This window comes from Nocardioides alcanivorans (genome assembly GCF_021555175.1).
In the GTDB taxonomy this organism is placed as follows: Bacteria; Actinomycetota; Actinomycetes; order Propionibacteriales; family Nocardioidaceae; genus Nocardioides; species Nocardioides alcanivorans.
Genome location: NZ_JAKGRW010000040.1, coordinates 79218 through 101253 on the forward strand (window position 1 = coordinate 79218; position 22036 = coordinate 101253).

General features: G+C 69.3%; 25 protein-coding genes and 1 pseudogene. 9 read left to right on the forward strand and 17 right to left on the reverse strand.

The features are described 5' to 3' along the window. Window positions 1-106 precede the first annotated feature (106 nt). The gene (locus L1066_RS18060) at window positions 107-1270 is read right to left on the reverse strand and encodes an acyl-CoA dehydrogenase family protein (RefSeq protein WP_235737607.1); all 1164 of its coding nucleotides are present in this window, start codon (window positions 1268-1270) and stop codon (window positions 107-109) included. Between the two features lie 27 nt (window positions 1271-1297). Beyond that, window positions 1298-2140 carry a 3-hydroxybutyryl-CoA dehydrogenase gene (locus L1066_RS18065; protein ID WP_235737608.1) on the reverse strand — a complete coding sequence of 281 codons (843 nt, stop codon included), beginning with the start codon at window positions 2138-2140 and terminating at the stop codon, window positions 1298-1300. 213 nt (window positions 2141-2353) lie between these two features. On the opposite strand from L1066_RS18065, the gene L1066_RS18075 reads away from it, so the two are divergent. Together L1066_RS18075 and L1066_RS18080 are read left to right on the forward strand one after the other, a co-directional pair. Then, complete coding sequence (locus L1066_RS18075; RefSeq protein ID WP_235737609.1) at window positions 2354-2536, forward strand: hypothetical protein; 183 nt, start codon at window positions 2354-2356, stop codon at window positions 2534-2536. Further along, entirely contained in the window at window positions 2512-2889 is a 378-nt protein-coding gene (locus L1066_RS18080) for a hypothetical protein (protein WP_235737610.1), read from the forward strand. Before L1066_RS18075 ends, L1066_RS18080 begins: the two co-directional genes overlap by 25 nt. 20 nt (window positions 2890-2909) lie before the next feature. On the opposite strand, the gene L1066_RS18085 is transcribed toward L1066_RS18080, so the two are convergent. Further along, window positions 2910-3737 (reverse strand): TetR-type transcription factor C-terminal domain-containing protein, encoded by an 828-nt coding sequence (locus L1066_RS18085; RefSeq protein WP_235737611.1) that lies wholly within the window; start codon window positions 3735-3737, stop codon window positions 2910-2912. Window positions 3738-3999: 262 nt separating this feature from the next. Here L1066_RS18085 and L1066_RS18090 point away from each other — a divergent pair, with 262 nt between their 5' ends. The 3 genes from L1066_RS18090 to L1066_RS18095 are packed head-to-tail and all read left to right on the forward strand — an operon-like array spanning window position 4000 to window position 6066. Then, window positions 4000-4833 (forward strand): phosphotransferase family protein, encoded by an 834-nt coding sequence (locus tag L1066_RS18090; RefSeq protein WP_235737612.1) that lies wholly within the window; start codon window positions 4000-4002, stop codon window positions 4831-4833. 28 nt (window positions 4834-4861) lie between these two features. Continuing rightward, a complete protein-coding gene (locus L1066_RS26145; RefSeq protein WP_249225008.1) occupies window positions 4862-4999 on the forward strand; it encodes a hypothetical protein in 138 nt (45 codons plus the stop codon). After that, the gene (locus L1066_RS18095; RefSeq protein ID WP_249225009.1) at window positions 4999-6066 is read left to right on the forward strand and encodes an acyl-CoA dehydrogenase family protein; all 1068 of its coding nucleotides are present in this window, start codon (window positions 4999-5001) and stop codon (window positions 6064-6066) included. Before L1066_RS26145 ends, L1066_RS18095 begins: the two co-directional genes overlap by 1 nt. Window positions 6067-6140: 74 nt before the next feature. Here the strand turns inward: L1066_RS18095 and L1066_RS18100 are convergent, their stop codons facing one another. The 6 genes from L1066_RS18100 to L1066_RS18125 all read right to left on the reverse strand — a co-directional run bounded on the left by L1066_RS18100 (window position 6141) and on the right by L1066_RS18125 (window position 11525). Beyond that, the gene (locus tag L1066_RS18100; protein ID WP_235737613.1) at window positions 6141-6494 is read right to left on the reverse strand and encodes a hypothetical protein; all 354 of its coding nucleotides are present in this window, start codon (window positions 6492-6494) and stop codon (window positions 6141-6143) included. Continuing rightward, window positions 6485-7663 (reverse strand): FAD-dependent oxidoreductase, encoded by a 1179-nt coding sequence (locus tag L1066_RS18105; protein ID WP_235737614.1) that lies wholly within the window; start codon window positions 7661-7663, stop codon window positions 6485-6487. The genes L1066_RS18100 and L1066_RS18105 overlap by 10 nt, the downstream gene beginning before the upstream one ends. Before the next feature lie 14 nt (window positions 7664-7677). Further along, window positions 7678-8580: an AurF N-oxygenase family protein gene (locus L1066_RS18110; protein WP_235737615.1), complete on the reverse strand. Its 903-nt coding sequence runs from the start codon at window positions 8578-8580 to the stop codon at window positions 7678-7680. A gap of 63 nt (window positions 8581-8643) precedes the next feature. Then, on the reverse strand, window positions 8644-9483 hold the full coding sequence (locus tag L1066_RS27010) for an adenylate/guanylate cyclase domain-containing protein (RefSeq protein ID WP_235737616.1): 840 nt from the start codon (window positions 9481-9483) through the stop codon (window positions 8644-8646). Window positions 9484-9571: 88 nt separating this feature from the next. Further along, a complete protein-coding gene (locus L1066_RS18120) occupies window positions 9572-11095 on the reverse strand; it encodes an MXAN_6640 family putative metalloprotease (RefSeq protein ID WP_235737617.1) in 1524 nt (507 codons plus the stop codon). A 31-nt stretch (window positions 11096-11126) separates the two neighbouring features. After that, window positions 11127-11525, reverse strand: coding sequence for an FAD synthase family protein (locus tag L1066_RS18125; RefSeq protein WP_235737618.1), 399 nt, complete (start codon window positions 11523-11525; stop codon window positions 11127-11129). A gap of 47 nt (window positions 11526-11572) precedes the next feature. Between L1066_RS18125 and L1066_RS18130 the strand changes: the two genes are divergently transcribed. Further along, complete coding sequence (locus tag L1066_RS18130; protein WP_235737619.1) at window positions 11573-12829, forward strand: DUF445 domain-containing protein; 1257 nt, start codon at window positions 11573-11575, stop codon at window positions 12827-12829. 49 nt (window positions 12830-12878) lie between these two features. Here the strand turns inward: L1066_RS18130 and L1066_RS18135 are convergent, their stop codons facing one another. After that, on the reverse strand, window positions 12879-13577 hold the full coding sequence (locus L1066_RS18135) for a hypothetical protein (RefSeq protein WP_235737620.1): 699 nt from the start codon (window positions 13575-13577) through the stop codon (window positions 12879-12881). A 58-nt stretch (window positions 13578-13635) separates the two neighbouring features. Between L1066_RS18135 and L1066_RS18140 the strand changes: the two genes are divergently transcribed. After that, window positions 13636-13893, forward strand: a complete 258-nt coding sequence (locus tag L1066_RS18140) for an RNA-binding S4 domain-containing protein (protein ID WP_235737621.1) — start codon at window positions 13636-13638, stop codon at window positions 13891-13893. On the opposite strand, the gene L1066_RS18145 is transcribed toward L1066_RS18140, so the two are convergent. From L1066_RS18145 to L1066_RS18155, 3 genes are all read right to left on the reverse strand, one after another. After that, window positions 13886-14257 carry an FKBP-type peptidyl-prolyl cis-trans isomerase gene (locus L1066_RS18145; RefSeq protein WP_235737622.1) on the reverse strand — a complete coding sequence of 124 codons (372 nt, stop codon included), beginning with the start codon at window positions 14255-14257 and terminating at the stop codon, window positions 13886-13888. The two genes, L1066_RS18140 and L1066_RS18145, sit on opposite strands and share 8 nt — an antisense overlap. A gap of 57 nt (window positions 14258-14314) precedes the next feature. After that, a complete protein-coding gene (locus L1066_RS18150) occupies window positions 14315-14746 on the reverse strand; it encodes a CBS domain-containing protein (protein ID WP_235737623.1) in 432 nt (143 codons plus the stop codon). Between the two features lie 75 nt (window positions 14747-14821). Continuing rightward, window positions 14822-15703, reverse strand: coding sequence for an inositol monophosphatase family protein (locus L1066_RS18155; RefSeq protein WP_235737624.1), 882 nt, complete (start codon window positions 15701-15703; stop codon window positions 14822-14824). Window positions 15704-15855: 152 nt separating this feature from the next. Here L1066_RS18155 and L1066_RS18160 point away from each other — a divergent pair, with 152 nt between their 5' ends. Continuing rightward, window positions 15856-16278, forward strand: coding sequence for a hypothetical protein (locus tag L1066_RS18160; RefSeq protein ID WP_235737625.1), 423 nt, complete (start codon window positions 15856-15858; stop codon window positions 16276-16278). Window positions 16279-16310: 32 nt separating this feature from the next. Here L1066_RS18160 and rsgA read toward each other — a convergent pair. From rsgA to L1066_RS18180, 4 genes and pseudogenes are all read right to left on the reverse strand, one after another. Beyond that, window positions 16311-17302: pseudogene (gene rsgA, locus L1066_RS18165) on the reverse strand (ribosome small subunit-dependent GTPase A). 2 nt (window positions 17303-17304) lie between these two features. Next, a complete protein-coding gene (aroA, locus tag L1066_RS18170; protein WP_235737626.1) occupies window positions 17305-18582 on the reverse strand; it encodes a 3-phosphoshikimate 1-carboxyvinyltransferase in 1278 nt (425 codons plus the stop codon). A 22-nt stretch (window positions 18583-18604) separates the two neighbouring features. Then, window positions 18605-20203: a sigma-70 family RNA polymerase sigma factor gene (locus tag L1066_RS18175; RefSeq protein WP_235737627.1), complete on the reverse strand. Its 1599-nt coding sequence runs from the start codon at window positions 20201-20203 to the stop codon at window positions 18605-18607. 60 nt (window positions 20204-20263) lie between these two features. Next, a complete protein-coding gene (locus L1066_RS18180; RefSeq protein ID WP_235737628.1) occupies window positions 20264-20866 on the reverse strand; it encodes a hypothetical protein in 603 nt (200 codons plus the stop codon). A gap of 223 nt (window positions 20867-21089) precedes the next feature. Here L1066_RS18180 and L1066_RS18185 point away from each other — a divergent pair, with 223 nt between their 5' ends. Continuing rightward, a complete protein-coding gene (locus tag L1066_RS18185; RefSeq protein ID WP_235737629.1) occupies window positions 21090-21950 on the forward strand; it encodes an SOS response-associated peptidase in 861 nt (286 codons plus the stop codon). Window positions 21951-22036 lie beyond the last annotated feature (86 nt).

The following is a 22036-nucleotide window of genomic DNA, read 5'->3' on the forward strand; positions in this document are numbered from 1 at the left end:
GGCACAAGGCGCGGCTGCCGCTGGGAGGGAGTGGTCGTGGGTCTCGACAGGCTCGACCACCGGGGCAGGGCTCGACCACCGGGGCGGGGCTCGACCAACGGCAGCGTCAGCTGCTGAGCACGTGACGCGCCATCACCAGACGCTGGATCTGGTTGGTGCCCTCATAGATCTGGGTGATCTTGGCGTCACGCATCATCCGCTCGACGGGGAAGTCCTGGGTGTAGCCGTAGCCGCCGAGGAGCTGTACGGCGTCGGTGGTCACCTCCATCGCCGCATCGGAGGCGTAGCACTTGGCGGCGGCGCCGAAGAAGCCCAGGTCCTTGTCGTTGCGCTCCGACTTGGCCGCGGCCACGTAGACCATCTGGCGGGCGGTCTCGACCTTCATCGCCATGTCGGCCAGCATGAACTGGAGGCCCTGCAGGTCGGCGATGCGCTTGCCGAAGGCCTGACGCTCCTTGACGTAGCCGGTGGCGAAGTCGAGGGCACCCTGCGCGATGCCGACCGCCTGCGCGCCGATGGTGACGCGGGTGTGGTCGAGGGTCTGCAGCGCCAGCTGGAGGCCGGTGCCCGGCTCGCCGATGATCCGGTCGCCGGGGATGCGCACGTTGTCGAAGAGGAGCTCGCGGGTCGGGGAGCCCTTGATGCCCATCTTCTTCTCCTTCTCGCCGAAGGTGAAGCCCTCGTCACTCTTCTCGACGATGAACGCCGAGATGTTGCGGCCGCGCGCACCGTCAGGATCGGTCACCGCGAGCACGGTGTAGTAGTCGGAGACGCCGGCGTTGGTGATCCACGACTTCTGCCCACTGAGCACCCAGTCGTCGCCGTCGCGTCGCGCCCGCGCCTTCATCGATGCGGTGTCGGAGCCCGCGTGCGCCTCGGAGAGGCCGTAGGAGAAGGTGCCCTTGCCCTGCGCGAGCGGCGTCAGGTACTTCTTCTTCAGCTCCTCGTTGCCGCCCAGGATCAGCGGCATCGAGCCGAGCTTGTTGACCGCGGGGATCAGTGACGACGAGGCGCAGACACGAGCAACCTCCTCGATGACGATGCAGGTGGCGAGTGCGTCGGCGCCTGCGCCGCCGTACTCCTCGGCCACGTGTGGGGCAAAGAAGTCGGTCTGCACCAGGGCGTCGTGCGCCTCCTGGGGATAGCGCGCCTGGTCGTCGACCTCGGCGGCGTACGGCGCGATGCGGTCCTCGGCGATGTTGCGGATCGCGGCGCGCAGCTCGTCGTGGTCCTCGGAGACCTGGTAGAGGTCGAAGTCAGGGTTGCTCATCGATGCTCCTTCGGCGGGCGAGCGGGGTCAGTAGGTGTAGAAGCCGCGGCCGGTCTTGCGGCCGAGGAGGCCGGCGTCGACCATGCGGTTGAGCAGCGGGGGAGCGGCGTAGAGCGGCTCCTTGAACTCTTCGTAGAGCGACTCGGCGACGGCCTTGGTGGTGTCGAGACCGATGAGATCGGCGAGCGCCAGCGGGCCCTGCGGGTGGGCGGCACCGAGCACGAGGCCCTGGTCGATGTCCTCCGCGGTGGCGAAACCCGATTCGAGCATGCGGATGGCGGAGAGCACGAAGGGGATCAGCAGCGCGTTGACGACGAAGCCGGCGCGGTCCTGGCAGTCGATCGCGGTCTTGCCGAGGGTGCCCTCGACGAACCTGCGCGAGCGTTCGGTGGTCTCCTCGGCGGTCAGCAGGCTGGGGACCAGCTCGACCAGCTTCAGCACCGGCACGGGGTTGAAGAAGTGGATGCCGAGCACGTTCTGCGGACGCGAGGTGACCACGCCGAGCTTCATGATCGGGATCGAGGAGGTGTTGGAGGCGAGGATCGCATCGGGGTTGGTGACGATCTTGTCGAGCTGGCGGAAGAGTGCCGTCTTGGCGTCCTCGTCCTCGACGATCGCCTCGATGACCAGGTCGCGGTCGGCAAGCCCCTCCAGGCTGTCGATGACCCGGATCCGCGCCATCACATCGGCTGCACTGTCGATCTTGCCGCGCTGCTCGGCGCGGTCGAGTGACTTCTGCAACCGGGCGCTGCCGGCGCTCGCCGCCTCCGGGCTCGACTCGGCGACGACCACGTCGAGACCGGCGCGAGCGCTGACCTCGGCGATGCCGGCTCCCATGAGTCCACAACCCACGACACCGATCTTCTGCATCTCTACCTCCCAGAGAATTGTGTGATACTCAGTACCGTACTACTGGGACTGGGTATCACCAAAGTCGTGCGGAGGAGTGCCGATGAGTGCCAATGACACCCGTGAGCGGACCGTCGCGGCGGCGTACGAGCTCTTCGAGGAGCGGGGTACGACGGCACGTCCGTCGACGACATCGCCGAACGGGCCGGCATCGGTCGGAGCACGTTCTTCCGCATGTTCGGCTCCAAGGAAGACGTCATCTTCCCCAAGCACGACGCGCTGCTCGGCCGGGTCGAGGCTCGCCTGGCGGGGGCGGTGACCCATGAGACCCGTTACGTGGCGGTCGCCGAGGCGGCGCGGCTGGTGCTGCTGCACTACCTGCAGGAGGGGAGGTGGCGCGGGCTCGGTATCGGCTGACCAGGTCGGTGCCGGTGTTGCGGGCCCGTGAGATTGCCGGTGGCCAGCAGTACCAGCGCCTCTTTCGCACTTGGATCCACCGTTGGTACGAGGGTGCCCCCGAGGCTGCGCTGCGGGCCGAGATCATGGCCGCCGCCGTCGTCACCGCGCACAACCATGTGTTGCGAGGTTGGCTGCGTGGGCTGACGGAGGATCCGATGCCGGGCTTCGACCGGGCGATGGTCGAGGTGACCGGGCTGTTCGCGCGCGAGAGCGGCGGCGACGTGGGCACGACCGTCGTGGTGCTGCGGACCCCGAACCGGATCGAGTCGGTGCTGCCCGCACTCCGCGCTGCGCTCGTCGCGGAGGAGTGATCAACTCGGGCGGTGCCGGCTCAGCGACTGCCCCCGAGCATCGACACGGCCAGTCGGGAGAACTCCCGGGCGATGTCGTCGGCCGACAGTGACCCATCCGCGCGGAACCACTGCGGCAAGCTGGTGCACATCGTCGAGACGGCGCGGAGTGCCGGTAGCGGGTCGTCGACGGTGAAACTGCCGTCGTCGATGGCAGCCAGCGCCTGCTCGTCGATCAGGTGTTGGAGGGCATTGCGTTCCTTGCGGACCCGGGTGAGGTGGGGCTCCTCGAAGCTGCGCATCTCGCTGGCGCCGATGAAGGCCAGGTCGGGACGGTGCGCGTGGAACAGCGCCAGGGCCTCGACCATCAGCGCGAACCGTTCGGCGGGGGAGCTGCCCTCCTCACGAGCCGCGGCGACCCGCTCGTGCAACTCCGTCATCGTCAGATCCAGTGCGGCGACGAGCAGATCCTGCTTGTGCGGGTAGTGGTGATAGACCCCCGCGACGCTCAACCCCGCCTCCTGTGCGATCTCGCGCATGGTGGTGGCGGCGTACCCGCGGCGTACGACGAGGCGTACTGCGGCAGCGAGCACCGGGTCGAGGTCGAGCGGCTCGAAGTGGCGCCAGTCGGTCCTCGAGGTCGGTTCGGCTCGCGCCGGTTCGCGGAGGGTGGCAGCCGTCGTGCCCAGGGCCTCGGCCAGGGCGGCGAGGCGTTCGTCGGAGAGGGAGGTCTTCGCGGTCTCGATCCCGCTGAGCGTTCCGGCACTGATGCCTGCCTTGGCTGCGAGCGCACGCAAGGTGGTGCCACGGGCCTGCCGGGCGGCCCGCACTGCTGCCGCCAGTGCGGGATCGCCGGCCCGGTCAGTCACGGACGTGCCTCTTGTGCATGAACTGAACAATACCGTACGCTCGTTCAGAATTCACTGAACACGCAGGAGGACGGATGGCCATCGATGCCGCCGAACTGGTCTCCTTGGACGCGCTGCGTCCGCGACTGGTCGAGATCACGGGCGACGACGCGTGGGGGAGTGCGGAAGCCGCGCTGATCAGCGGGGGCAAGTCCAACCTCACGTTCCTCGTCAGTTCTGCGGCCGGCGAAGTGGTGCTTCGGCGGCCCCCACGGGCGACCTGTTGCCCAGCGCCCACGACATGGGCCGGGAGGCGCGCGTCCAGCAGGCGCTCGCCGTCACGTCGGTGCCCACGGCGAAGATCCTCCTCGTCGACGACGGCGAGCTCGTCGGGCGCCCCTGCTACGTCATGGAGAAGGTGCCCGGCCAGATCGTCCGCGGCGACCTGCCCGATGGATATGCCGAGACGGCGGAGCAACGCCGTGCCATGGCTGACGTCTTCATCGACGTGCTGGTCGACCTCCACGCCGTCGATCACGAGGCCGTCGGCCTCGGTGACTACGGACGACCCGCCGGCTTCCTCGAGCGTCAGGTGCGACGCTGGACCGGGCAGTGGGAGAAGAGCCGTACCCGCGACGTACCCGAGGTCGATGAGCTGGCGCGCCGCCTGGCCGCTGCCATCCCCACGCAGCAGCGCAGCAGCATTGCCCACGGCGACTACCGTTTCGACAACGTCGTCTTCGCCCCCGATGACCCCGGCGCCATCGGTGCCGTCCTCGACTGGGAGCTCTCCACGATCGGCGATCCGCTCGCCGACGTCGGCATGCTGATGCTCTTCTGGCGTGAGCCCGGGGAGTCCTTCCCGCCCCTCATCCCCGGTGTCACCAACCTGCCGGGCTTCCCGACCCGCGCGGAGGTCCTCGATCGGTACGCCGCCCGCTCCGGTGCCGATCTCTCCGACCTCGATCCCTACATCGCCTTCGCCCACTTCAAGTTCGCGGTCATCGCCCAGGGCGTGGCCGCTCGATCGGCTGCCGGTGCCATGGGCGGACAGGACTTCGGCAACCTCGACGCCGAGATCCGACGCCTGGCCACCGAGGGCCTCGAGCTCGTCTGACCTCCGCTCACCCACTCCAGGAGACACCATGGACTTCGCACCGTCGCCCCGAGCCGCCGAATACACCGAGAAGATGTGGGAGTTCATGCGCGAGCACGTCCTCCCGGCCGAACCGGTGTGGGCGGCGTACCTGCGCGAGCACGGCGAGCACGCCTACCCCCGGTGATGGACGAGCTCAAGGCCGAGGCCAGGCGCCGCGGTCTCTGGAACCTCTTCCTCCCCAAGGCCTCGGGCCTGTCGAACCTCGAGTACGCCGAGGTCGCCGAGGCCACCGGATGGTCGCCGGTGCTCGCCCCGGAGGCGATCAACTGCCAGGCACCCGACACCGGCAACATGGAGACGTTGGAGCTCTTCGCGACCCCCGAGCAGCGGGAGCGGTGGCTGGAGCCGCTGCTGGAGGGCCGGATCCGCTCGGCCTTCGCCATGACCGAGCCCGACGTCGCGTCGTCGGACGCCACCAACATCGCCACCTCGATCCGACGCGACGGTGACGACTACGTCATCAACGGTCGCAAGTGGTGGATCACGGGCGTCGCCGACGAGCGCTGCGAGATCTTCATCGTGATGGGCAAGACCGACCCCGATGCGGAGCCCCACCGGCAGCAGTCGATGATCCTCGTCCCGCGTGACACCCCCGGCCTGACCATCGAGCGCCACCTCCCCGTCTTCGGCTACCAGGACCAGCACGGCCACTCCGAGTTGCTCTTCGAGGACGTGCGGGTGCCGGCGAGCAATCTGCTCGCCGGCGAGGGCGACGGGTTCAAGATCGCCCAGGCTCGCCTCGGTCCGGGGCGTATCCACCACGCGATGCGGGCCATCGGTATGGCTGAGCGAGCGTTGGCGCTCATGGTCACCCGCGCCCAGGAACGGGTCGCCTTCGGTCACCCGCTCGCCGAGCAGGGCGTGGTGCGTGAGCTGATCGCCAATTCCCGCATCGAGATCGACCAGGCCCGGTTGCTGGTGCAGAAGGCCGCCTGGCTGATCGACCACCACGGTGCGCGTGGCGCCCGCACCGAGATCGCTGCGATCAAGGTCGCCGCCCCGCAGGTCGCCTGCACGGTCATCGACCGCGCGATCGAGGTCTTCGGCGCTGCTGGCGTCTCCGACGACACTCCGCTGGCCTATTTCTATGCGTGGGCGCGGGTGCTGCGCATCGTTGACGGGCCCGACGCCGTGCACCGGCGCACCATCGCCCAGCAGGAGCTGCGGCGCGAGCGTCCCTACGTCGGCTGACCCGCGAACCCTCGCCAAGATCCAGCGAACCCGCAGGAAGGTGCAGCGGCGCACGACTTCCTGCAGGTTCGCTGCTACTTCTTGAAGGTTCGCGCGAGGTAACTGCGGGTTCGGCGGCGTACGGGGAGACGGCCGGTGACCACGTCGTCGAGCAGGGTGGCGACGGTCTCGGCGGAGCAGCGTCGGTTGGTGCCGATGCCGCCCGAAGGGCCGCGCTTGATCCAGCCGACGACATAGGTGCCGGGCACCGAGGAGACACGGCCGGCCTCGTTGGGGACGGTGCCGCTGGTTGCCTCGAAGGGAAGGCCCTCGACGGCGTTTCCGCGGTAGCCGATCGCCCGCATCGCGATGGCGGCAGGGATCTCCAACTCGCCCGTGACTCCCGTGACCTGGACGCCAGCGACCGCCTCGTCACCGGTCACGGCCACGGGGAGGAGTGGAAACGCAGCACGATCCGACGCCCTGCAGCGGGTTGGCGGGACCAGTCGACGGCCTCGCGGCGTACGCCGGCCAGCACCGACGCGTGGTCTCGCGGTCCGGCGGTGTCGATCGCCTCCCCAACCCGGGGGTCGTGGTCATCGACGACCAGCTCGGCACTGGGCAGATGGGTCAGTGCCATCGCCTCGGGGCGGGTGTAGGCGGCATGCTCGGGGCCGCGCCTGCCGAGGACGACGACCTCCCGGACCCGGGACGAACGCAGCTCAGTCAAGGCGTGTGAGGCGATGCTGGTGTCGGCCAGCACGTCGGGGTCGCTGACGAGGATGCGGGCCACGTCGAGGGCGACGTTGCCGTTTCCGATGACGACGACCCGCTCTGCGTCGAGGTGGAAGGAGTCGGCCGGCACGTCAGGATGCCCGTTGTACCAAGCGACGAACCGGGTGGCCGAGATGCTGCCGGGCAGCTCCTCGCCGGGCACGCCGAGGCGTTTCTCCGCATGTGCTCCGACGGCGTGGATGACGGCGTCGTGGTCAGCCGCGAGCTGCTCGGGGCTGACGTCACGACCCACTTCCACACCGAAGCGCACGGTGACGCGTGCGTGCTTGCGCAGCCGAGCGAAGTTGTGAGCGACCTGTTTCGTCGCCGGGTGGTCGGGCGCGACGCCGAAGCGGACCAGGCCGTCGGGGACCTGGAGGCGTTCGAAGACGGTGATGTCGGCGTCCGTGTGGAGCAGCAGGTCCTCGACGGCATACATGCCGGAGGGGCCGCTGCCGACGACGGCCACGCTGAGCCTCGGGAAGTCGGCGGGGAGCACCCGGTCGAAGCGTGGCCTGTCCCAGTCGTGGAACGTCGGCCGGTCCGGTCGGGGGCCGGGAGCGGGGGCGCGGTCGGTCGACCCAGGTGTGACCGTGTCGAACCAGCTCGCGTTGATCTCGGCGTATGCCTGTTCGGGGCCGGTCAGGGAAGAGATCGGAAGAATCGCGTCGACCGGGCAGGCGTCGGCGCACGCACCGCAGTCGATGCACGACCTCGGGTCCACATAGAGCATGTCGGTGCTGCCGAAGTCGGGCTCGTCAGGAGTGGGGTGGATGCAGTTGACGGGGCAGACCGACACACAGGTGGCGTCGGCGCAACAGGTCTGGGTGATCGCGAAGGGCACGTCCGGTCCCCTGCTCAGAGGAGGCCGGCGTAGCGGTAGATGCGCGCCGCGGGCCGGGTGAGCATGCCGCAGGAGTCGAGGAACTCCATGAGGCCGGCGCAGCTGGAGCGGAGCATCGAGGTGAAGTGCTTGTTGGCCCGCGCCTCGCGCCGCGCACGACGGTGGTCGAGTCCGGCGTTCTCGTAGACCGCCGGGTTCCACATGCTCCTCACGATGGCGTGGGCCGCAACGGCCACGACCACGGCGCTGAGGTGGCGGCGGATCGGGCCGGCCTTGCGCAGCCGATCCCGCGTCTCCTCGCGTGCGAAGGCCATGTGGCGCGACTCCTCGATCACGTGGATGTTGTTGATGGTGCGCACGAAGGGCACCACTCGCTCGTCGCGCATCCAGTCGCGCTGCATCACGTCGAGGACCTCCTCGGCAACGAGGATCGCGGCGTAGGCGGTCTCACCGAAGGCGAGGGTCTTGAAGGCGCGACCGAGCTCGATCACCACCCGGTGTGGGCGATAGGCCGGCGCCTCGAGCTTTGCGGCGCCGCGGGCGAACATGATCGAGTGGCGGCACTCGTCGGCGATCTCGGTGAGCGCCCACTGGAACTCCGGGTCGGTGGGGTCCTTGGCATAGAAGTCGCGCAGCATCATCTGCTGCAGGATCATCTCGAACCAGATGCCCGTGCTGGCGACCGACGCGGCCTCCTGGCGGGTCAGCGCAGTGCGCTGCTCCTCGGTCATCTCGTCCCAGTAGGCCGTGCCGTAGAGGGTCGACCACTCCGGGGAGGTGCCGTGCATCGAGCGATCGAGCGGCGTCTCCCAGTCGACCGCGGTGACCGGGTCGCACGAGAGCTGCTCGGCGGAGGCCAGCAGTCGCGATGCAACGTCGTGCGACTCGGGGGCCTCGGGCTTGTGGACCGTGCTCATCTCTCACTCCCGCCTTCGGGCCGCGGCAACGGATGCGCCATCGGCTATGTGACATTGAGAATGTTACATAGATCGTGGCGCGATGCAAGAGTGGAGTAGCCAGGCCCGATGGCTGCCGGGGAAGCCCTTGAGGTCGAGGTCGCGTGGATCGACGCAGCTCCAGTCCTCGCCGAGCAGGGCCCGTACGTCGTCACTCACCAGCACCTCACCTCCTGCGGCCGCTGCGGCGATCCGGGCAGCCAGCGCCACGTTGCGGCCGAAGTAGTCGCCGTCCTTGGCGATGGTGGGGCCGCGGTGGATGCCCATGCGTACTCGGATCGGGGTGACGACGAGGGCGGGGGACTGGGCATCCGCGAGGTTCGCCTGGATCCCGGTGGCTGCCTGGGCAGCGCGTTGGGAGGAGCCGAAGACGATCATGAACCCGTCGCCCTGGTGCTTCACCACGTGACCGCGGTGGCGTCGTACCTCCGCACGCACGACGGCGTCGTGCTCGCCGAGCAGCGCCATCCAGTCGTCGTCGCCGAGCTGCTCGTTCAACGCGGTGGAGCCCTCGATGTCGGAGAAGAGCACCGTGACCGTCCCGTCGGGACCGGCGAGCTTGTTGATGCGGAGCCGGTCGGCGACCGACCAGCCGGTGACGTCCTCGATGGAGGCGGCCAGGAACCCGCCGACCCCGTGCTCACGCACACCGCGCGCGGTGGAGACGACCGCCTTGAGGGCCAGATCCGCGGCCCGGTGGGAGAGGCTGCGCGGTCCTTGGGGGAGTTGCGCTTCGAGGTCGCGGACGCGCTCCTGGCTCTGTGCCAACAGGCTCCGGGTCCGGTGGAGCCGGGTCACTGACGCGAGCGTGGCAGCGAGGAGCACGATGCTGAGCGTCAGCAGTGCGATCACGGCGGGGGTCACGGCGCTCACCCTAGAGGTCACCTCGGGGTCAGCGCTGCTGATCGATCCGGCCAGCCTCGCGGGCCGTCAGTGGGCAGGTGCCGGTCGGCTACTTCTTCTTGAGCACGCCGCGGACCTGGACCTTCGTCTTGTTGTGCTTGGCCTTCACCGAGGTGTTGGCGACGGTGAACGACACCCACTTCACCTTGTTCGTGTTGAAGGCGACGGCTTTGCCGCCCGTCCCCTTCTTGATCACCACTTGCTTCCGGGCCCACTTGCCACCGGCGCGCTTGACCAGCATCATGCCGCGGACCCGCTGGGGGCCCTTGACCTGCACCCGCAGCTTCCACTTCTTGCCCAGGTCGCCCTGCGGGACGTAGCGCACGGTCGTCGACGAGAGGTGCTTGACGGTCGACGTCTGCCATGCGGTCGTGCGCTTCTTCTTGCCCAGCTTGGCCTTCTTGGCCGGCTTCGCCTTGGGGTAGGCGGACCCCTCGGAGTAGGCCATGCCCGGCGCAGCGTTGTCGGCAGCGAACCGGGTGAAGGTCTTCTTCAAGTTGGTGCCGCGCTTCTTCAGCGCCTTGTTGATCGCCGTCGTTGCCTTCTTGCCGTTGCCCACGCGCTGCCAGATGTCGCGGACGATCACGTCACCGTGGGTCTGGGAGAGATGCTCGAAGAAGATCCAGTTTCCGTAGAAGTACGGGAATCCCTTGTCCAGCGGTACGCCGGGCCTCCGCAGCGCGCTGTAGGCGAGGTATTGGCGGTTGTCGTTGATGTCGTCGTGGACCCGCTCCTCCATCCACGTCGCCGTCGTCTCCATGAGCCAGGCGTCGGCGCGCAGGTTGTAGCCGAACTGCACGGCGTGGAAGAACTCGTGGGCAGCGGTCACCTTGAGCGAGTTGAGCGAGGGCCCGGGCACGTTGGAGTAGTCGTTGTCGAGCACCAGGTAGGGCCCCGAGGCACCTGCCTCCTGCGTCGCGTAGCCGTAGTAGCCGTTGTTGCTGATCTCGCCGAGGTAGACGTCGAGGCGATAGCCGGTGGTGCCGGACGGGTTGCCCTTGTTGCCATCGGACTGCGGGCTCTTGTATCCCATCGAGGTCACTTCGGTCTGCCAGACGCTGTCGACCTGGTTGCGCACCGTCCGGGCCCACGCGGCCGTTGACTTGTGCTTGCCGGCCTTGTTGCCCTCCACCCAGTGCACGCAGATCCGGGTGTTGCAGTCCTGCTTGACCGTCGCGCCGGAGGGATAGACCAGCAGCCCGCCGCTGCCGCTGTCGGTGGGGCGCGCCAGCAGTCGCGCCGCCCGCGAGCGCTCCGCGACCGGGAGGTCGTCGTAGACCTCGGTGAGCGAGGCGAGCTGAGTGGTCAGGTCGGGGGCCTCACCGGGCTCGTCGGCCTGGGGGCCGAACGTCTGCGGTGAGGCTGTGTCAGTGGCCTCCTCGATCGTCTCGACGACCTCGTCGAGCACCTCGACGGCCGCCTCGGCTGCAGGGTCGAGCGGAGAGTCGTCAGGCCCCGTGGCAGGGGCAGCTCCGGCCCCTTGGAGTGGGGCGAGCACGATTCCGGCGATGGCCAATGACAGGGCGGTCCTCCGTGGAGCACCCTGCAGGGCCGAGATCCCGAGCAGACGCATGGTCGTCAGCCTACGTGGCGATGCGCAGAACTCAGACGGTGCCTGAGATCTTCTCGATGAGCGCGGTCGTGGAGATCGCCGGCGTACGCGGCAGGTAGACGACCTCGCAGATGTCGTTGAACTCGTCGAAACGCCCGGCCCAGTCGTCGCCCATCACGAGCACATCGGCTGCGAACTTCTTGATGTAGTCGCGCTTCAGCTCGAGGCTCTCCTCCACGAAGACCTCGTCCACGGGCTTGAGCGCGGCGACGATGGCCAACCGCTCGGCCTGGCTGAAGACCGGCACCCGGCCCTTCTTGCGCTCGTTCAGCGCGTCAGCGGAGACGCCGACGACCAGCCGGTCCCCGAGCTCGGCTGCGCGCTCGATCACGCGGAGGTGTCCGACGTGGAACACGTCGAAGGTGCCGAAGGTGATGACGGTGCGCGACATGCGCGGAATCGTACGCGGATTGCACCGACCCTGACACAATCGCGGCGATGACTCTCCCGCTGGTGACTCCTGCCCCCGAGGCCGACGCAGAGCGTCGCCGTTCGCTGCGACGGATGCGCAGCGTCGCTCTCGGACTGCTCGTCCTGGCAGCAGTCGTGTATGTCCTGACGCGCGACAGCACCGGGTTCCTCGGCTACGTCAACGCGGGCGCGGAGGCCAGCATGGTCGGCGCCATCGCCGACTGGTTCGCGGTGACGGCGCTCTTCCGCCACCCGCTGGGGCTGCCGGTCCCGCACACGGCGCTGATCCCACGTCGCAAGGACGACCTCGGTCGGGGGCTCGAGGAGTTCGTCGGCGAGAACTTCCTGCAGCCCGGCATCATCACCGAGCGAGTGCAGAGTGCCGAGCCGACCCGCCGGTTCGGGGCCTGGCTCGCCCACCCGGCGCACTCAGCTCGGGTGGTCGCCGAGGGATCGGTGCTGGCGCGTACGGCGTTGTCGAAGATCGAGGACCGCCACGTCGTCGAACTCGTCGAGCAGGTGCTGGTGCCCCGCTTCCGCGAGGAACCGATCGCCCCGGTCCTCGGCACGTTCGTCGTCGAGGCGGTCCGTGACGACCTCCACCACGGCCTGGTGGATCTCGCGGTCTCCGAGCTCCACGACTGGCTCGTCGTCAACCACGAGACCTTCACCGACATCCTCGCCGAGCGCGCGCCCTGGTGGGCGCCGCCCAAGCTCAACGACGCCGTGACGTCGCGGCTGCACTCCGAGGCGGTGCGCTGGCTCGTCGACATCCGCGACGACCCGCAGCACCGGGCCCGCGCCGCCCTTGACTCGCTGCTGGCCCGTCTCGGGGACGACCTGCTGCACGACGAGACCACGGCGCAGCGGGCCGAGAACCTCAAGCTGCGCCTGCTCGAGCACCCGCAGATGGTGGCCACCGGGGTCAGCCTGTGGAAGGGGCTGCGCAACGTGCTGCGCGATGCCCTCGCCGACCCCGAAGGCGCCCTCGCCACTCGGGTCCGCGACGAACTCGTCCGCCTCGGGACGCAGATGCGTGACGACACCGCCATGCAGCAGCGCTTCGACCGGGTGCTCAGCGACGCGACCGTCTTCGTGGTCGAACGCTACGGCCAGGAGGTCACCTCGGTGATCACCCAGACCATCGAACGTTGGGACGGCAAGGAGGCGGCGGAACGGATCGAGCTCCACGTCGGGCGCGACCTGCAGTTCATCCGCATCAACGGCACCGTCGTCGGTGGACTCGTCGGCGTGCTCATCCACGCCGCCTCCCACTTCCTCTGAGTGTGAGCTGGGCCGACACTCGACTCGTCACCGTCAGGTCAGCGACCGGTCAACCGAGTGTCCAGCTGCGCCGTGCGGTGGAGACGAGATCGAGGCCCCGGTTGGCGCCGAAGCGATCGCAGCTCTCCCTCATCAGCCCCATGCGGCGCTTGAGCTCGGCGTTGTCGCCGTCGGAGCCGTAGAACACGTGCCAGTCACCGGCGGCGGCCTCGTGGAAGAGCTCCTCCACGATGGCGACGACGGGCGGAGCGCTGGGGGTGATCGCCTCGGTGACCCGGTTCTGCACGTAGCCGAACGTGTCCTGCGTGTCGATCGCGATCTGGGTGTGGCTGTCCTGCCAGATCGAGCGCCACTCCTCGTAGGGAAGGTCCACGGGCTTGCGCAGGAACGCGATGTTGGCCAACGCGGAGACCCGCTCGCCGTCCGCCACCTCGGGGCCGGGAAGCGGCTCGCGCTCGTCGATCTCCCAAGCGTGGTGCGTGATCCCGGCGTCGGTGAGCACGGAGACCACGGCGTCCGCGACCGCGCTGCGCTCGGTGTCGTACCAGACGCCGACGGTGCCGATGATCGGCTCGGCAAGGGTCTGGATGTTGTGAGCAGCGGCGAAGGCTGCGTCGACGACGTTGACCTGGATCCGCGATGCGCCGGCCGCGGCGACCCGCTCGCGCAGCGCGGGGGAGAGTGCGGTGTCGATCGCGGCGGCGGAGGACTCGGCGGGGGCCAGGAGGGCGAAGATCAGTTTGTTCACCCGGCGACGATCACACGTCGACGAGGCAGGGTGCTGAGGGATCCCGCACAATGGGCGCATGGACGTCCCGATCAAGGACGAGTCGATCCGGCTCGGTCAGTTTCTCAAGCTCGCCAACCTCGTCGAGGACGGTGCCCAGGCGAAGGCGGTGATCGCCGAGGGTCTGGTGCAGGTCGGCGGCGAGGTGGAGACCCGCCGGGGGCGGCAGCTGCTGGACGGTGACGAGGTGGTCCTCGGCGGTCTTGTTGCCAAGGTCGTGACCGGGGAGGCCGCCGGCACCGACGACCTCCCTGGTGAGCGGGTGAGGCTCAGCTGACCTTCAGCAGGTCGACGACGAAGATCAGGGTCTCGCCACCCTTGATCACGCCCCCGGCACCGTGGTCGCCGTAGCCCAGGTGCGGTGGGATGACGAGCTGGCGACGCCCACCGACCTTCATGCCCTGCACGCCGGTGTCCCACCCGGAGATGACCTGGCCGATGCCGAGGCGGAAGTCGAGCGGAGCGCCGCGGTTGTAGGACGCGTCGAACTCCTCGCCGGTGGAGTGGGCAACGCCGACGTAGTGCACCGACACGGTGGAGCCGGCCTTGGCCTCGTCGCCGTCACCGACGGTGATGTCCTTGATGACCAGGTCGGTCGGGGGAGTGGGGTCGAAGTCTTCGATCTCTGGTTTCTGAGCCATGCGCCCAGCCTACGTGTTGCTCCCGACGGGCCGGACGAGCCCGAGGGCCACGGCGCCTCAGCTCTGGTGGAGGTACTGGTCCAGCTGGTCGCGCTCGAACTCCAACTCGTCGATGCGGTGCTTCACCACGTCGCCGATGCTGACGATCCCGGTCAGTGCGCCGTCGGTGAGCACCGGCACGTGTCGGATCCGGTGCTCGGTCATCAGCTGCATCAGGTCCGTCACCGCCTCGGTGCCCTCGCAGGTGCGCACCCCGGTCGACATCAGCTCGCCGACGATGCCGTCGAGGGCCGCGGCTCCCTCGGTGAGGCGCCGCACCACGTCACGCTCGGACACGATGCCGTCGAGGCCGGTGCCGTCGGCGGAGACGATCACCGCGCCGACGTTGTGCTCGGCGAGCAGGGCGACGAGATCTCGCACGCTCGCCTCTGGTCGGATCGTGACCACGTCCTGGCGGGTCTTGCCTCGGAGCACGTCGTTGATGCGCATCGGACCTCCTGCAACGGAACCGGTGTGATGGCGGTCACGCTAGCGTCCCGGTGCGGGGTTGACCAGAGCCGTGCCTCAGCCGAGCGGCGGCTCGTCGGCCGGTGTACGCCGCCGCGCGTGCAGGTCATGGACCTGGGCTCCGGAGCGCGGGTCATCGGGATCAGTGGCGTCGTCGACCGAGCCGAGGAAGGCCAGGGCCGCCTCGTGCAGGTGGCCGTTGGACGCGATGGCGTTGTCCCCCCAGGGGCCGTCGTGCCCGTCCAGGGAGGTGAAGCGACCTCCGGCCTCACGCACGATGATGTCGAGCGCGGCCATGTCGTGCAGCGCCAGCTCGGGTTCGGCGGCGAGGTCGACGGCGCCCTCCGCCAGCATCATGTAGCTCCAGAAGTCGCCGTAGGCGCGCGTGCGCCAGCATCGACGGGTGAGGGCGATGAATGCATCGAGCTGCCCGCGCTCCTCCCAGCCGGAGAGCGAGGAGTAGGACAAGGAGGCGTCCTCCAGGTGGCGGACGTCGGAGGTGTGGCACTGCGTGGCCTTCAGCAAGGAGCGTCCCGTCCAGGCGCCGTTGCCCCTGGAGGCCCACCAGCGACGCTGCAGCTGCGGAGCGGAGACCACGCTGAGCACGACCTCGTCATCGACCGCGAGGGCGATCAGGGTGGCCCACACCGGGACGCCGCGCACGAAGTTCTTCGTTCCGTCGATCGGGTCGACGATCCAGCGGCGCTGGCTGTGCCCGGTCGCCCCCTGCTCCTCGCCGACGATGGCGTCGCGTGAGCGCACCCGGGAGAGGGTGCGACGGATCGACTCCTCCACCGACTCGTCGGCGTCCGACACCGGCGTGAGGTCCGGCTTCGTCATCACGTGCAGGTCGAGCGCCTTGAAGCGAGCCTGGGTGATCGAGTCGGCGTCATCGGCGAGCACGTGGGCCAGCCGGAGGTCGTCGGTGTAGTCGGACATGGGCACAGGTTATCGGCGACCGTCTCGGCGTCGCTCGGCACGGACCACCGGCGGCCATCGCCGACCGCCCGGCGCCACCCACTAGTCTTTCCTCCCATGGAGATCAACGGCCTGCCGATGCACCCCTGATCGTCCACCTGGCGGTCGTCTTCGTGCCGCTGGCGGCGATCTTCGGTGCGGTCTACGTGCTGGTGCCCCGCTGGCGCTGGTCCACCCGGTGGCCGATGGTCGGCACCGCGGTGATCGCCACCGCATCGGTCGTCTACTCCTGGTTCTCCGGTCGCAACTACCGCGACGAGCTGGTCGAGGCCGGTGCCAGCCAGCTCCACTTCCAGGACCACGCGGAGCATGCCGACGTGCTCCTGTGGGTCTGCATCGTCTTCCTCGCGGTGGCGCTGCTGGCCGCGTGGGCGCTCGGCGGCCCTTCGCCTCTTGCCTCGGGCAGGGGAGCGCGACCCAAGCACGCACCCCTGGTCGAGTGGTCGACGACGGTGATGCTGCTGATCCTCGTGGTCTGCATGATCACCATGACGGTGGCCACCGGCGAGGCCGGCGCCCGTCTCGTCCACGGCTGATCCCACCGGCGCCCCACCTGTCGCCCCACCTGTCAGTAGGAGCTGGACTCCCGGGCCGCCAGCAGACGTCGGAACGACTCGACCCGCTCCGGGTCCGCGACCCCCTCGGCCAGCGCCTCGTCGAGCCCGCACTCCGACTCCCCGGCGCCGTGTGAGCAGCCGCGTGGGCAGTCCTCGGTCAACTCGTCGAGGTCGGGGAACGCCTCGATGAGGTTCTCCGGCTTCACGTGGGCGAGCCCGAACGAGCGGATGCCCGGGGTGTCGACGATCCATCCGTCGCCGCCGGGCAGGGGAGGAGCAGGGCAGAGGTGGACGTGTGTCGACCGCGACCGGTCACCTCGTTGACGTGGCCGACCGCGCGGTTGGCGTCGGGCACGAGCGCGTTGACCAGCGTCGACTTGCCGACGCCGCTGTGCCCGAGGAAGACGCTGATCTGACCCGAGAGCTGTGTGCGGAGGTCCGACAGGTCGCCGCCGCGTTGCGTGACGACGTACGGCACGCCCAAGGAGCGATAGGTGCTCAACAGCTCGTCGGGTGACTTGAGGTCCGACTTGGTGAGGCAGAGCAACGGCCGCATGCCGGATACGTACGCCGCCACGAGGGCCCGGTCGATCAGGCGCGGCCGGGGCTCCGGGTCGGCCAGGGCGGTCACCACGACGAGTTGGGTCGCGTTGGCCACGATGACGCGTTCGACCGGGTCGTCGTCGTCCGCGGTGCGGCGCAGCGTCGTGGTGCGTTCGTTGACCTCCACGATGCGGGCCAGGCTGCCCTCGGCGCCCGAGACGTCACCCACCACGCGGACCCGGTCACCGACCACCACGCCCTTGCGGCCGAGGTTGCGCGACTTCATCGCGGTCACGGTGCGCTCGTCGAGCAGGAGGGTGTAGCGGCCGCGGTCGACCGTGACCACGAGTGCCTCGACGGCGTCGTCGTGGGAGGGCCGGTCCTTCGTCCGGGGACGGGTGTGCCGTCGCGGCCGCTCGTAGTGCTCCTGGTCGTGCTCGGTGTAGCGCCGTCCGCCCATGCTCAGCCCTCGGCGCCGGTGAACAGGCCCGACCAGGTCCCGGGGAAGTCGGGGAACGTCTTGCCGGTGGTGGTCACGTTCTCCACCTCGACCTGGTCGACGACCGCACCGAGCACCACGGCCGCGTGGGCCATGCGGTGATCGGAGTAGGTGTGGAAGAGGCCGCCGTGCAGGGGAGCGGGCCGGAAGGAGAGTCCGTCCTCGTGCTCGGTGACGTCGGCACCCAGGGCGCCGAGCTCGGTCGCCAGTGCGGCGAGCCGGTCGGTCTCGTGACCGCGGATGTGGGCGATCCCGCGCAGGTGGGAGGGGCCGTCGGCCAGCGCGCACAGCGCGGCCACCACGGGAGCGAGCTCGCCGACGTCATGAAGGTCGAGGTCCACGCCGACGAGGCGGTCGGGGCCGGTGACGGTCAACCCCTCCTCGCACAGGGACACCTCGCAGCCCATCGAGGAGAGGATGTCGCGTAGGGCCGCTCCCGCCTGGGTGGTCTCGGCGGGCCAGTCGCGCACGGTGATCCGCCCGCCGGTGGCCGCCGCCAGGCCGAGGAACGGCCCGGCGTTGGAGAGGTCGGGCTCGATCAGGTGGTCGACGGCCTTGACCGGGCCGGGAGCAACGGTCCACCGATCGGGCACGGAGGCGTCGACCTGGACACCGTGCTGGCGCAGCATCGCCACGGTCATGTCGATGTGGGGCAGCGACGGCACCGGTGGGCCGTCGTGGACGACGTCGACGCCCTCCTCGTAGCGGGCCCCGGCCAACAACAGGGCGGAGACGAACTGGCTCGAGGCCGACGCGTCGATGACGACACGACCCCCGCGCACGGATCCGGTGCCGTGCAGCGTGAACGGCAGCCGGTCGGTGTCGTCCATCCTCACGCCGAGGCCCCTCAGGGCGTCGAGCATGACGCCGACGGGTCGGTTGCGCATGTGCGGGTCGCCGTCGAAGGCGACCGGACCGTCGGCGAGCGCCGCGACCGGCGGCACGAAGCGCATCACCGTGCCTGCCAAGCCACAGTCGACCTCCGCATCGGCGCGCCACGGACCGGGGGTGACACGCCAATCGCTCCCGCTGGTGTCGACCGCTGCGCCCAGAGCGGTGAGCGCCGCGGCCATCAGCACGGTGTCGCGCGATCTCAGGGCTCGACGTACGACCGACGGCGCGTCAGCCAGCGCAGCCAGGATCAGGGCACGGTTGGTCAGGGACTTGGAGCCCGGCAGTGAAACGGTGAGGTCGACAGGGGAGAGGGCACGCGGGGCAGGCCAAGGATCCGGGATGGTCACCCCGCCACCCTATGAGATCGCGTCACGGCCACGACCAGGAGTTGTTGCTCCCGTCGGAGTCCTCGAAGCCGACCGGTGTCAACGTGGCCGTGAACCGGCCGATGGCGAGGTTGACCAGGCTGCCGGTGGCCGACGGGTTCGCGGCGTCGAGCCTGCAGCTGGCCGACGTCAGTCCGGTGCGCTGGCAGCCTCCCGGGACGGTGCCGATCACCAACCCCTCCCAGTCGAGCGCGAGGGTCGCCGTGCCGCCGGGGGCGAAACCGCTGGCGGTGAAGGTCACCGAGGTGCGCAGGACGTCCGAGCTGGTCGTGGCCGTGAGCACCAGGTCGTACGTCGGTTCGGTCGGCTCCGTCGGTTCGGTCGGCTCGTCGGTCGGCTCGTCCGTGGGAGTGGGTTCCTCGGGTGACCCGGCATCGGGTCCCTCGGTCTCCGTCGGTTCGCTCGGCTGGTCGGTGGGGGGAGTCGAGGTCGGTTCAGGCGGCGGCGGGGCCTGCGTGGGCAGGTTCTGTGTCGGTGCGTCCTGCGTGCTGGGGGCCGGATCTGCGGGGGTGGCCACCGGTGCGGTGCCAGGCTCGGAGGCCCGGTCCGAGGGCTGTTGGGCGGGGTCGGCCTCTGACGTCGGCGCCGACTGGGGCGTCGGCGCCGTGGTCGGCCGTGCCTCGGCGACGTTCCCCGGGCGCGGTTCCGGGTCTCCTGACGTGGCAACGGTGTAGGTGATGCCAGCCGCGATCGTGACGGCAGCCACGCCCGCGACGGCCGCAGCCTGGGTGTTGGCGGCGATCAGGTCACGACCGCGCTCGAAGAAGAGGAGCAGGCCGCCCTTGAGCGCCATGCTCGACGTGCCCGCCAGGTAGGCGGCACCAGCAGCGCCCAACAGCACCGGTGCCAGCAGCGCGCCGAGTCCGGAGTTGACCTCGGTGAGCTCCAGGTAGATCGCCATGCAGCGACGGCACTCGTCGAGGTGCTTCTCCACCTTGTTGGCATCACGTCGCGACAGGCCCTTGCGGACGTAGCCGCCGAGGTGGTCGTGGGCCCAGCGGCAGGCCTCGTCGTCGGCAGTCGCGGCATGCGAGTTGAGGAAGGCCTGCCGCAGGCCTTCGCGGGCCCGATAGGCCAGCGCCGAGACGGAGTTGGCCGACATTCCCAGCAGCTCGGCGACCTCCGCCGGCTTCTGCCCTTCCACCTCGGTGTGCCACAGCACCATCTGCCAGCGCTCGGGCAGGGAGGCGAAGGCCGCGGCAGCGGCCTCGTTCTCGAAGCCCGCGACGGCGGTGTCCTGGAAGGGCACCCCGGGATCGAACGGCTCGAGGTCGTCCGTGGTCTGCACGCGCGCACCGGCCCGGATCTTGTCGATGTGCAGGCGGCGCACGGAGGTCAGCAGGTAGGCGCGGAAGGCCAGATCCGGCCCGCCACCACTCTGCAGCACCTTGAGCACCTTGCTGAAGGCGTCGGAGACCAGGTCATCGGCGTCCGTCGCATTCGTGAGCTGGCGGGCCAGGCGTCGGGCAGCGGCGACGTGTCTCTCGAAGAGAGTGCCGTAGGCCGACAGATCGCCACCGCGCACGGCGGCGATCAACTCGGCGTCGCCGACCGCATCGAGGTCGGCAGTGGACTGGCTCACGGTGGCTCAACGACCCTTTGGCAGAAAGATGACGGTGTCGACTCTAGCGAGGCGGCCCGCTCAGGACCGGCTCAACTCATCGATCAGCAGGACGGCGGACCGTTCGCTGGCGGGAAGGCCCTCGATCCAGATCCGGCCCGCGTCGTCGGCCAGCTGCTTGAGCAGCCGCACGCGGCGACCCAGCATGTCGTCACGGGGGATCAGGCCGGCCACGCGGTGGGTGCCGATCCGGCCGACGGCGCACAGCGGGAAGACGGTGCGGTGGGCCTCTCCGATGCGGGTCAGTCCCAGTGCCTGGTCCATGGTCGTGCCGAGCCCGGAGCGGGCGTCGATCTCGCTGATCACCAGCGCATGGGCGTCGGAGATACCGCCGTGGCCCCTGTAGATCTCGGCCAGGACGGTGCGCAGGTGCGTGGTGGTCGCCAGGCCCGTCATCGGGTCCTCGCAGGAGATCTGGTGGAGATAACTCAACGTCGCCTCGCTCCAGGCGCGACACAATGCCTGCACGTCGGCGAACGGCGGGTCCCCTCCCAGGACCAGCCGACTCGCCGCGCGCAGTCCCTCCAGAGCCTCGTCGAGGCTCGTTCCCGACTCGGCCAACTGGCGCCCCGCGATCTCGCAGGCAGCTGCGTTGTCGGCACCGGTGACCCACCCCTCGCCCACCGCGACGAACCACGGTGCGAGTTGCCGCTCTATCCGTTCGGGCAGCGGCGGCTGGATGGTGGTAGCTGTGGGCGCTGTTCGCGATCGAGTGGCAAACAGGCCCACAGCTACCCTCCCGGTTTCTCATGCCCCCACATGGGCTCACGGATGAAACGGGCGTGCCTCCGGGCCATGACGCGGAATCTGGAGAAATTTCTGGACGAGAAGTTTCCACACTGGCCACGTGTGCGGCAGATATGCGTCTTCGCGAAGGCCCGAGGACCTCGTCGAGGAGTTCGAGGTCGAGGAGAGTCACCTGCCCGAGCCCTTGGCGCCCGACTTCAACGTGGCTCCCACCAAGGAGGTCTACGCGGTTCTCGAACGCCCCGCCAAGGCGGAGCGAGCGCAGCAGCGACAGTTGCGTGCGCTCAGGTGGGGACTGGTGCCGTCGTGGGCGAAGGATCCCGGCATCGGCAATCGCATGATCAATGCGCGCATGGAGACCGTCGCCGAGAAGCCGGCCTACAAGCGTGCCTTCGCAGCCCGACGCTGCCTGCTGCCCGCCGACGGCTACTTCGAGTGGTACCCGAGCGACGCGAAGGACGCCGGGGGCAAGCCCGCAAGCAACCTTCTTCATCCGTCCCAGGGACGGGGCGTGCTGGCGATGGCAGGGCTCTACGAGTTCTGGCGCGATCCGGCGGTGGCCGATGGGGAGCCGGGATCCTGGCTGTGGACCTGCACCGTCATCACCACCGACGCGGAGGACGACCTCGGTCACATCCATGACCGGATGCCCTTGATGGTCCCGCGAGAGCGGTCGGGGCAATGGCTCGACCCGGAGCTGCGCGCCACCGATGTCCTGCTCGGCCTGCTCGAGCCGGCGGCGCCCGGACGCCTGGAGGCCTACCCGGTCTCGACCCTGGTCAGCAACGTGCGCAACAACGGGCCCGAGCTCGTCGAACCCCTTCCCCGGAGTCCTGATGGAGCAGTACGTCGACACCCCTGGTGGACCTGCACGTGTGATCACGCACCGGGCGAGCGAGCGCGCGCGGCGTCCTGCTGCTCGGTCACGGTGCCGGGGCAGGTGTCGACACCGCCGATCTGACAGCGCTCGCCGATTTTCACCCCAGAACGGAGATCACACCGTGTGAAGCGGCGCGAAAACGACGTAGCAGTTTGCGACCACAAGTC

What these genes read in the sequence shown, in the direction of transcription:
- L1066_RS18060 (WP_235737607.1), bottom strand. Translation starts at nt 1,270, where the DNA reads ATGAGCAACCCTGACTTCGACCTCTACCAGGTCTCCGAGGACCACGAC.
- L1066_RS18065 (WP_235737608.1), bottom strand. Translation starts at nt 2,140, where the DNA reads ATGCAGAAGATCGGTGTCGTGGGTTGTGGACTCATGGGAGCCGGCATC.
- L1066_RS18075 (WP_235737609.1), top strand. Translation starts at nt 2,354, where the DNA reads ATGTTCGGCTCCAAGGAAGACGTCATCTTCCCCAAGCACGACGCGCTG.
- L1066_RS26145 (WP_249225008.1), top strand. Translation starts at nt 4,862, where the DNA reads ATGGACTTCGCACCGTCGCCCCGAGCCGCCGAATACACCGAGAAGATG.
- L1066_RS18095 (WP_249225009.1), top strand. Translation starts at nt 4,999, where the DNA reads ATGGACGAGCTCAAGGCCGAGGCCAGGCGCCGCGGTCTCTGGAACCTC.
- L1066_RS18110 (WP_235737615.1), bottom strand. Translation starts at nt 8,580, where the DNA reads ATGAGCACGGTCCACAAGCCCGAGGCCCCCGAGTCGCACGACGTTGCA.
- L1066_RS18120 (WP_235737617.1), bottom strand. Translation starts at nt 11,095, where the DNA reads ATGCGTCTGCTCGGGATCTCGGCCCTGCAGGGTGCTCCACGGAGGACC.
- L1066_RS18125 (WP_235737618.1), bottom strand. Translation starts at nt 11,525, where the DNA reads ATGTCGCGCACCGTCATCACCTTCGGCACCTTCGACGTGTTCCACGTC.
- L1066_RS18130 (WP_235737619.1), top strand. Translation starts at nt 11,573, where the DNA reads ATGACTCTCCCGCTGGTGACTCCTGCCCCCGAGGCCGACGCAGAGCGT.
- L1066_RS18140 (WP_235737621.1), top strand. Translation starts at nt 13,636, where the DNA reads ATGGACGTCCCGATCAAGGACGAGTCGATCCGGCTCGGTCAGTTTCTC.
- L1066_RS18145 (WP_235737622.1), bottom strand. Translation starts at nt 14,257, where the DNA reads ATGGCTCAGAAACCAGAGATCGAAGACTTCGACCCCACTCCCCCGACC.
- L1066_RS18150 (WP_235737623.1), bottom strand. Translation starts at nt 14,746, where the DNA reads ATGCGCATCAACGACGTGCTCCGAGGCAAGACCCGCCAGGACGTGGTC.
- L1066_RS18155 (WP_235737624.1), bottom strand. Translation starts at nt 15,703, where the DNA reads ATGTCCGACTACACCGACGACCTCCGGCTGGCCCACGTGCTCGCCGAT.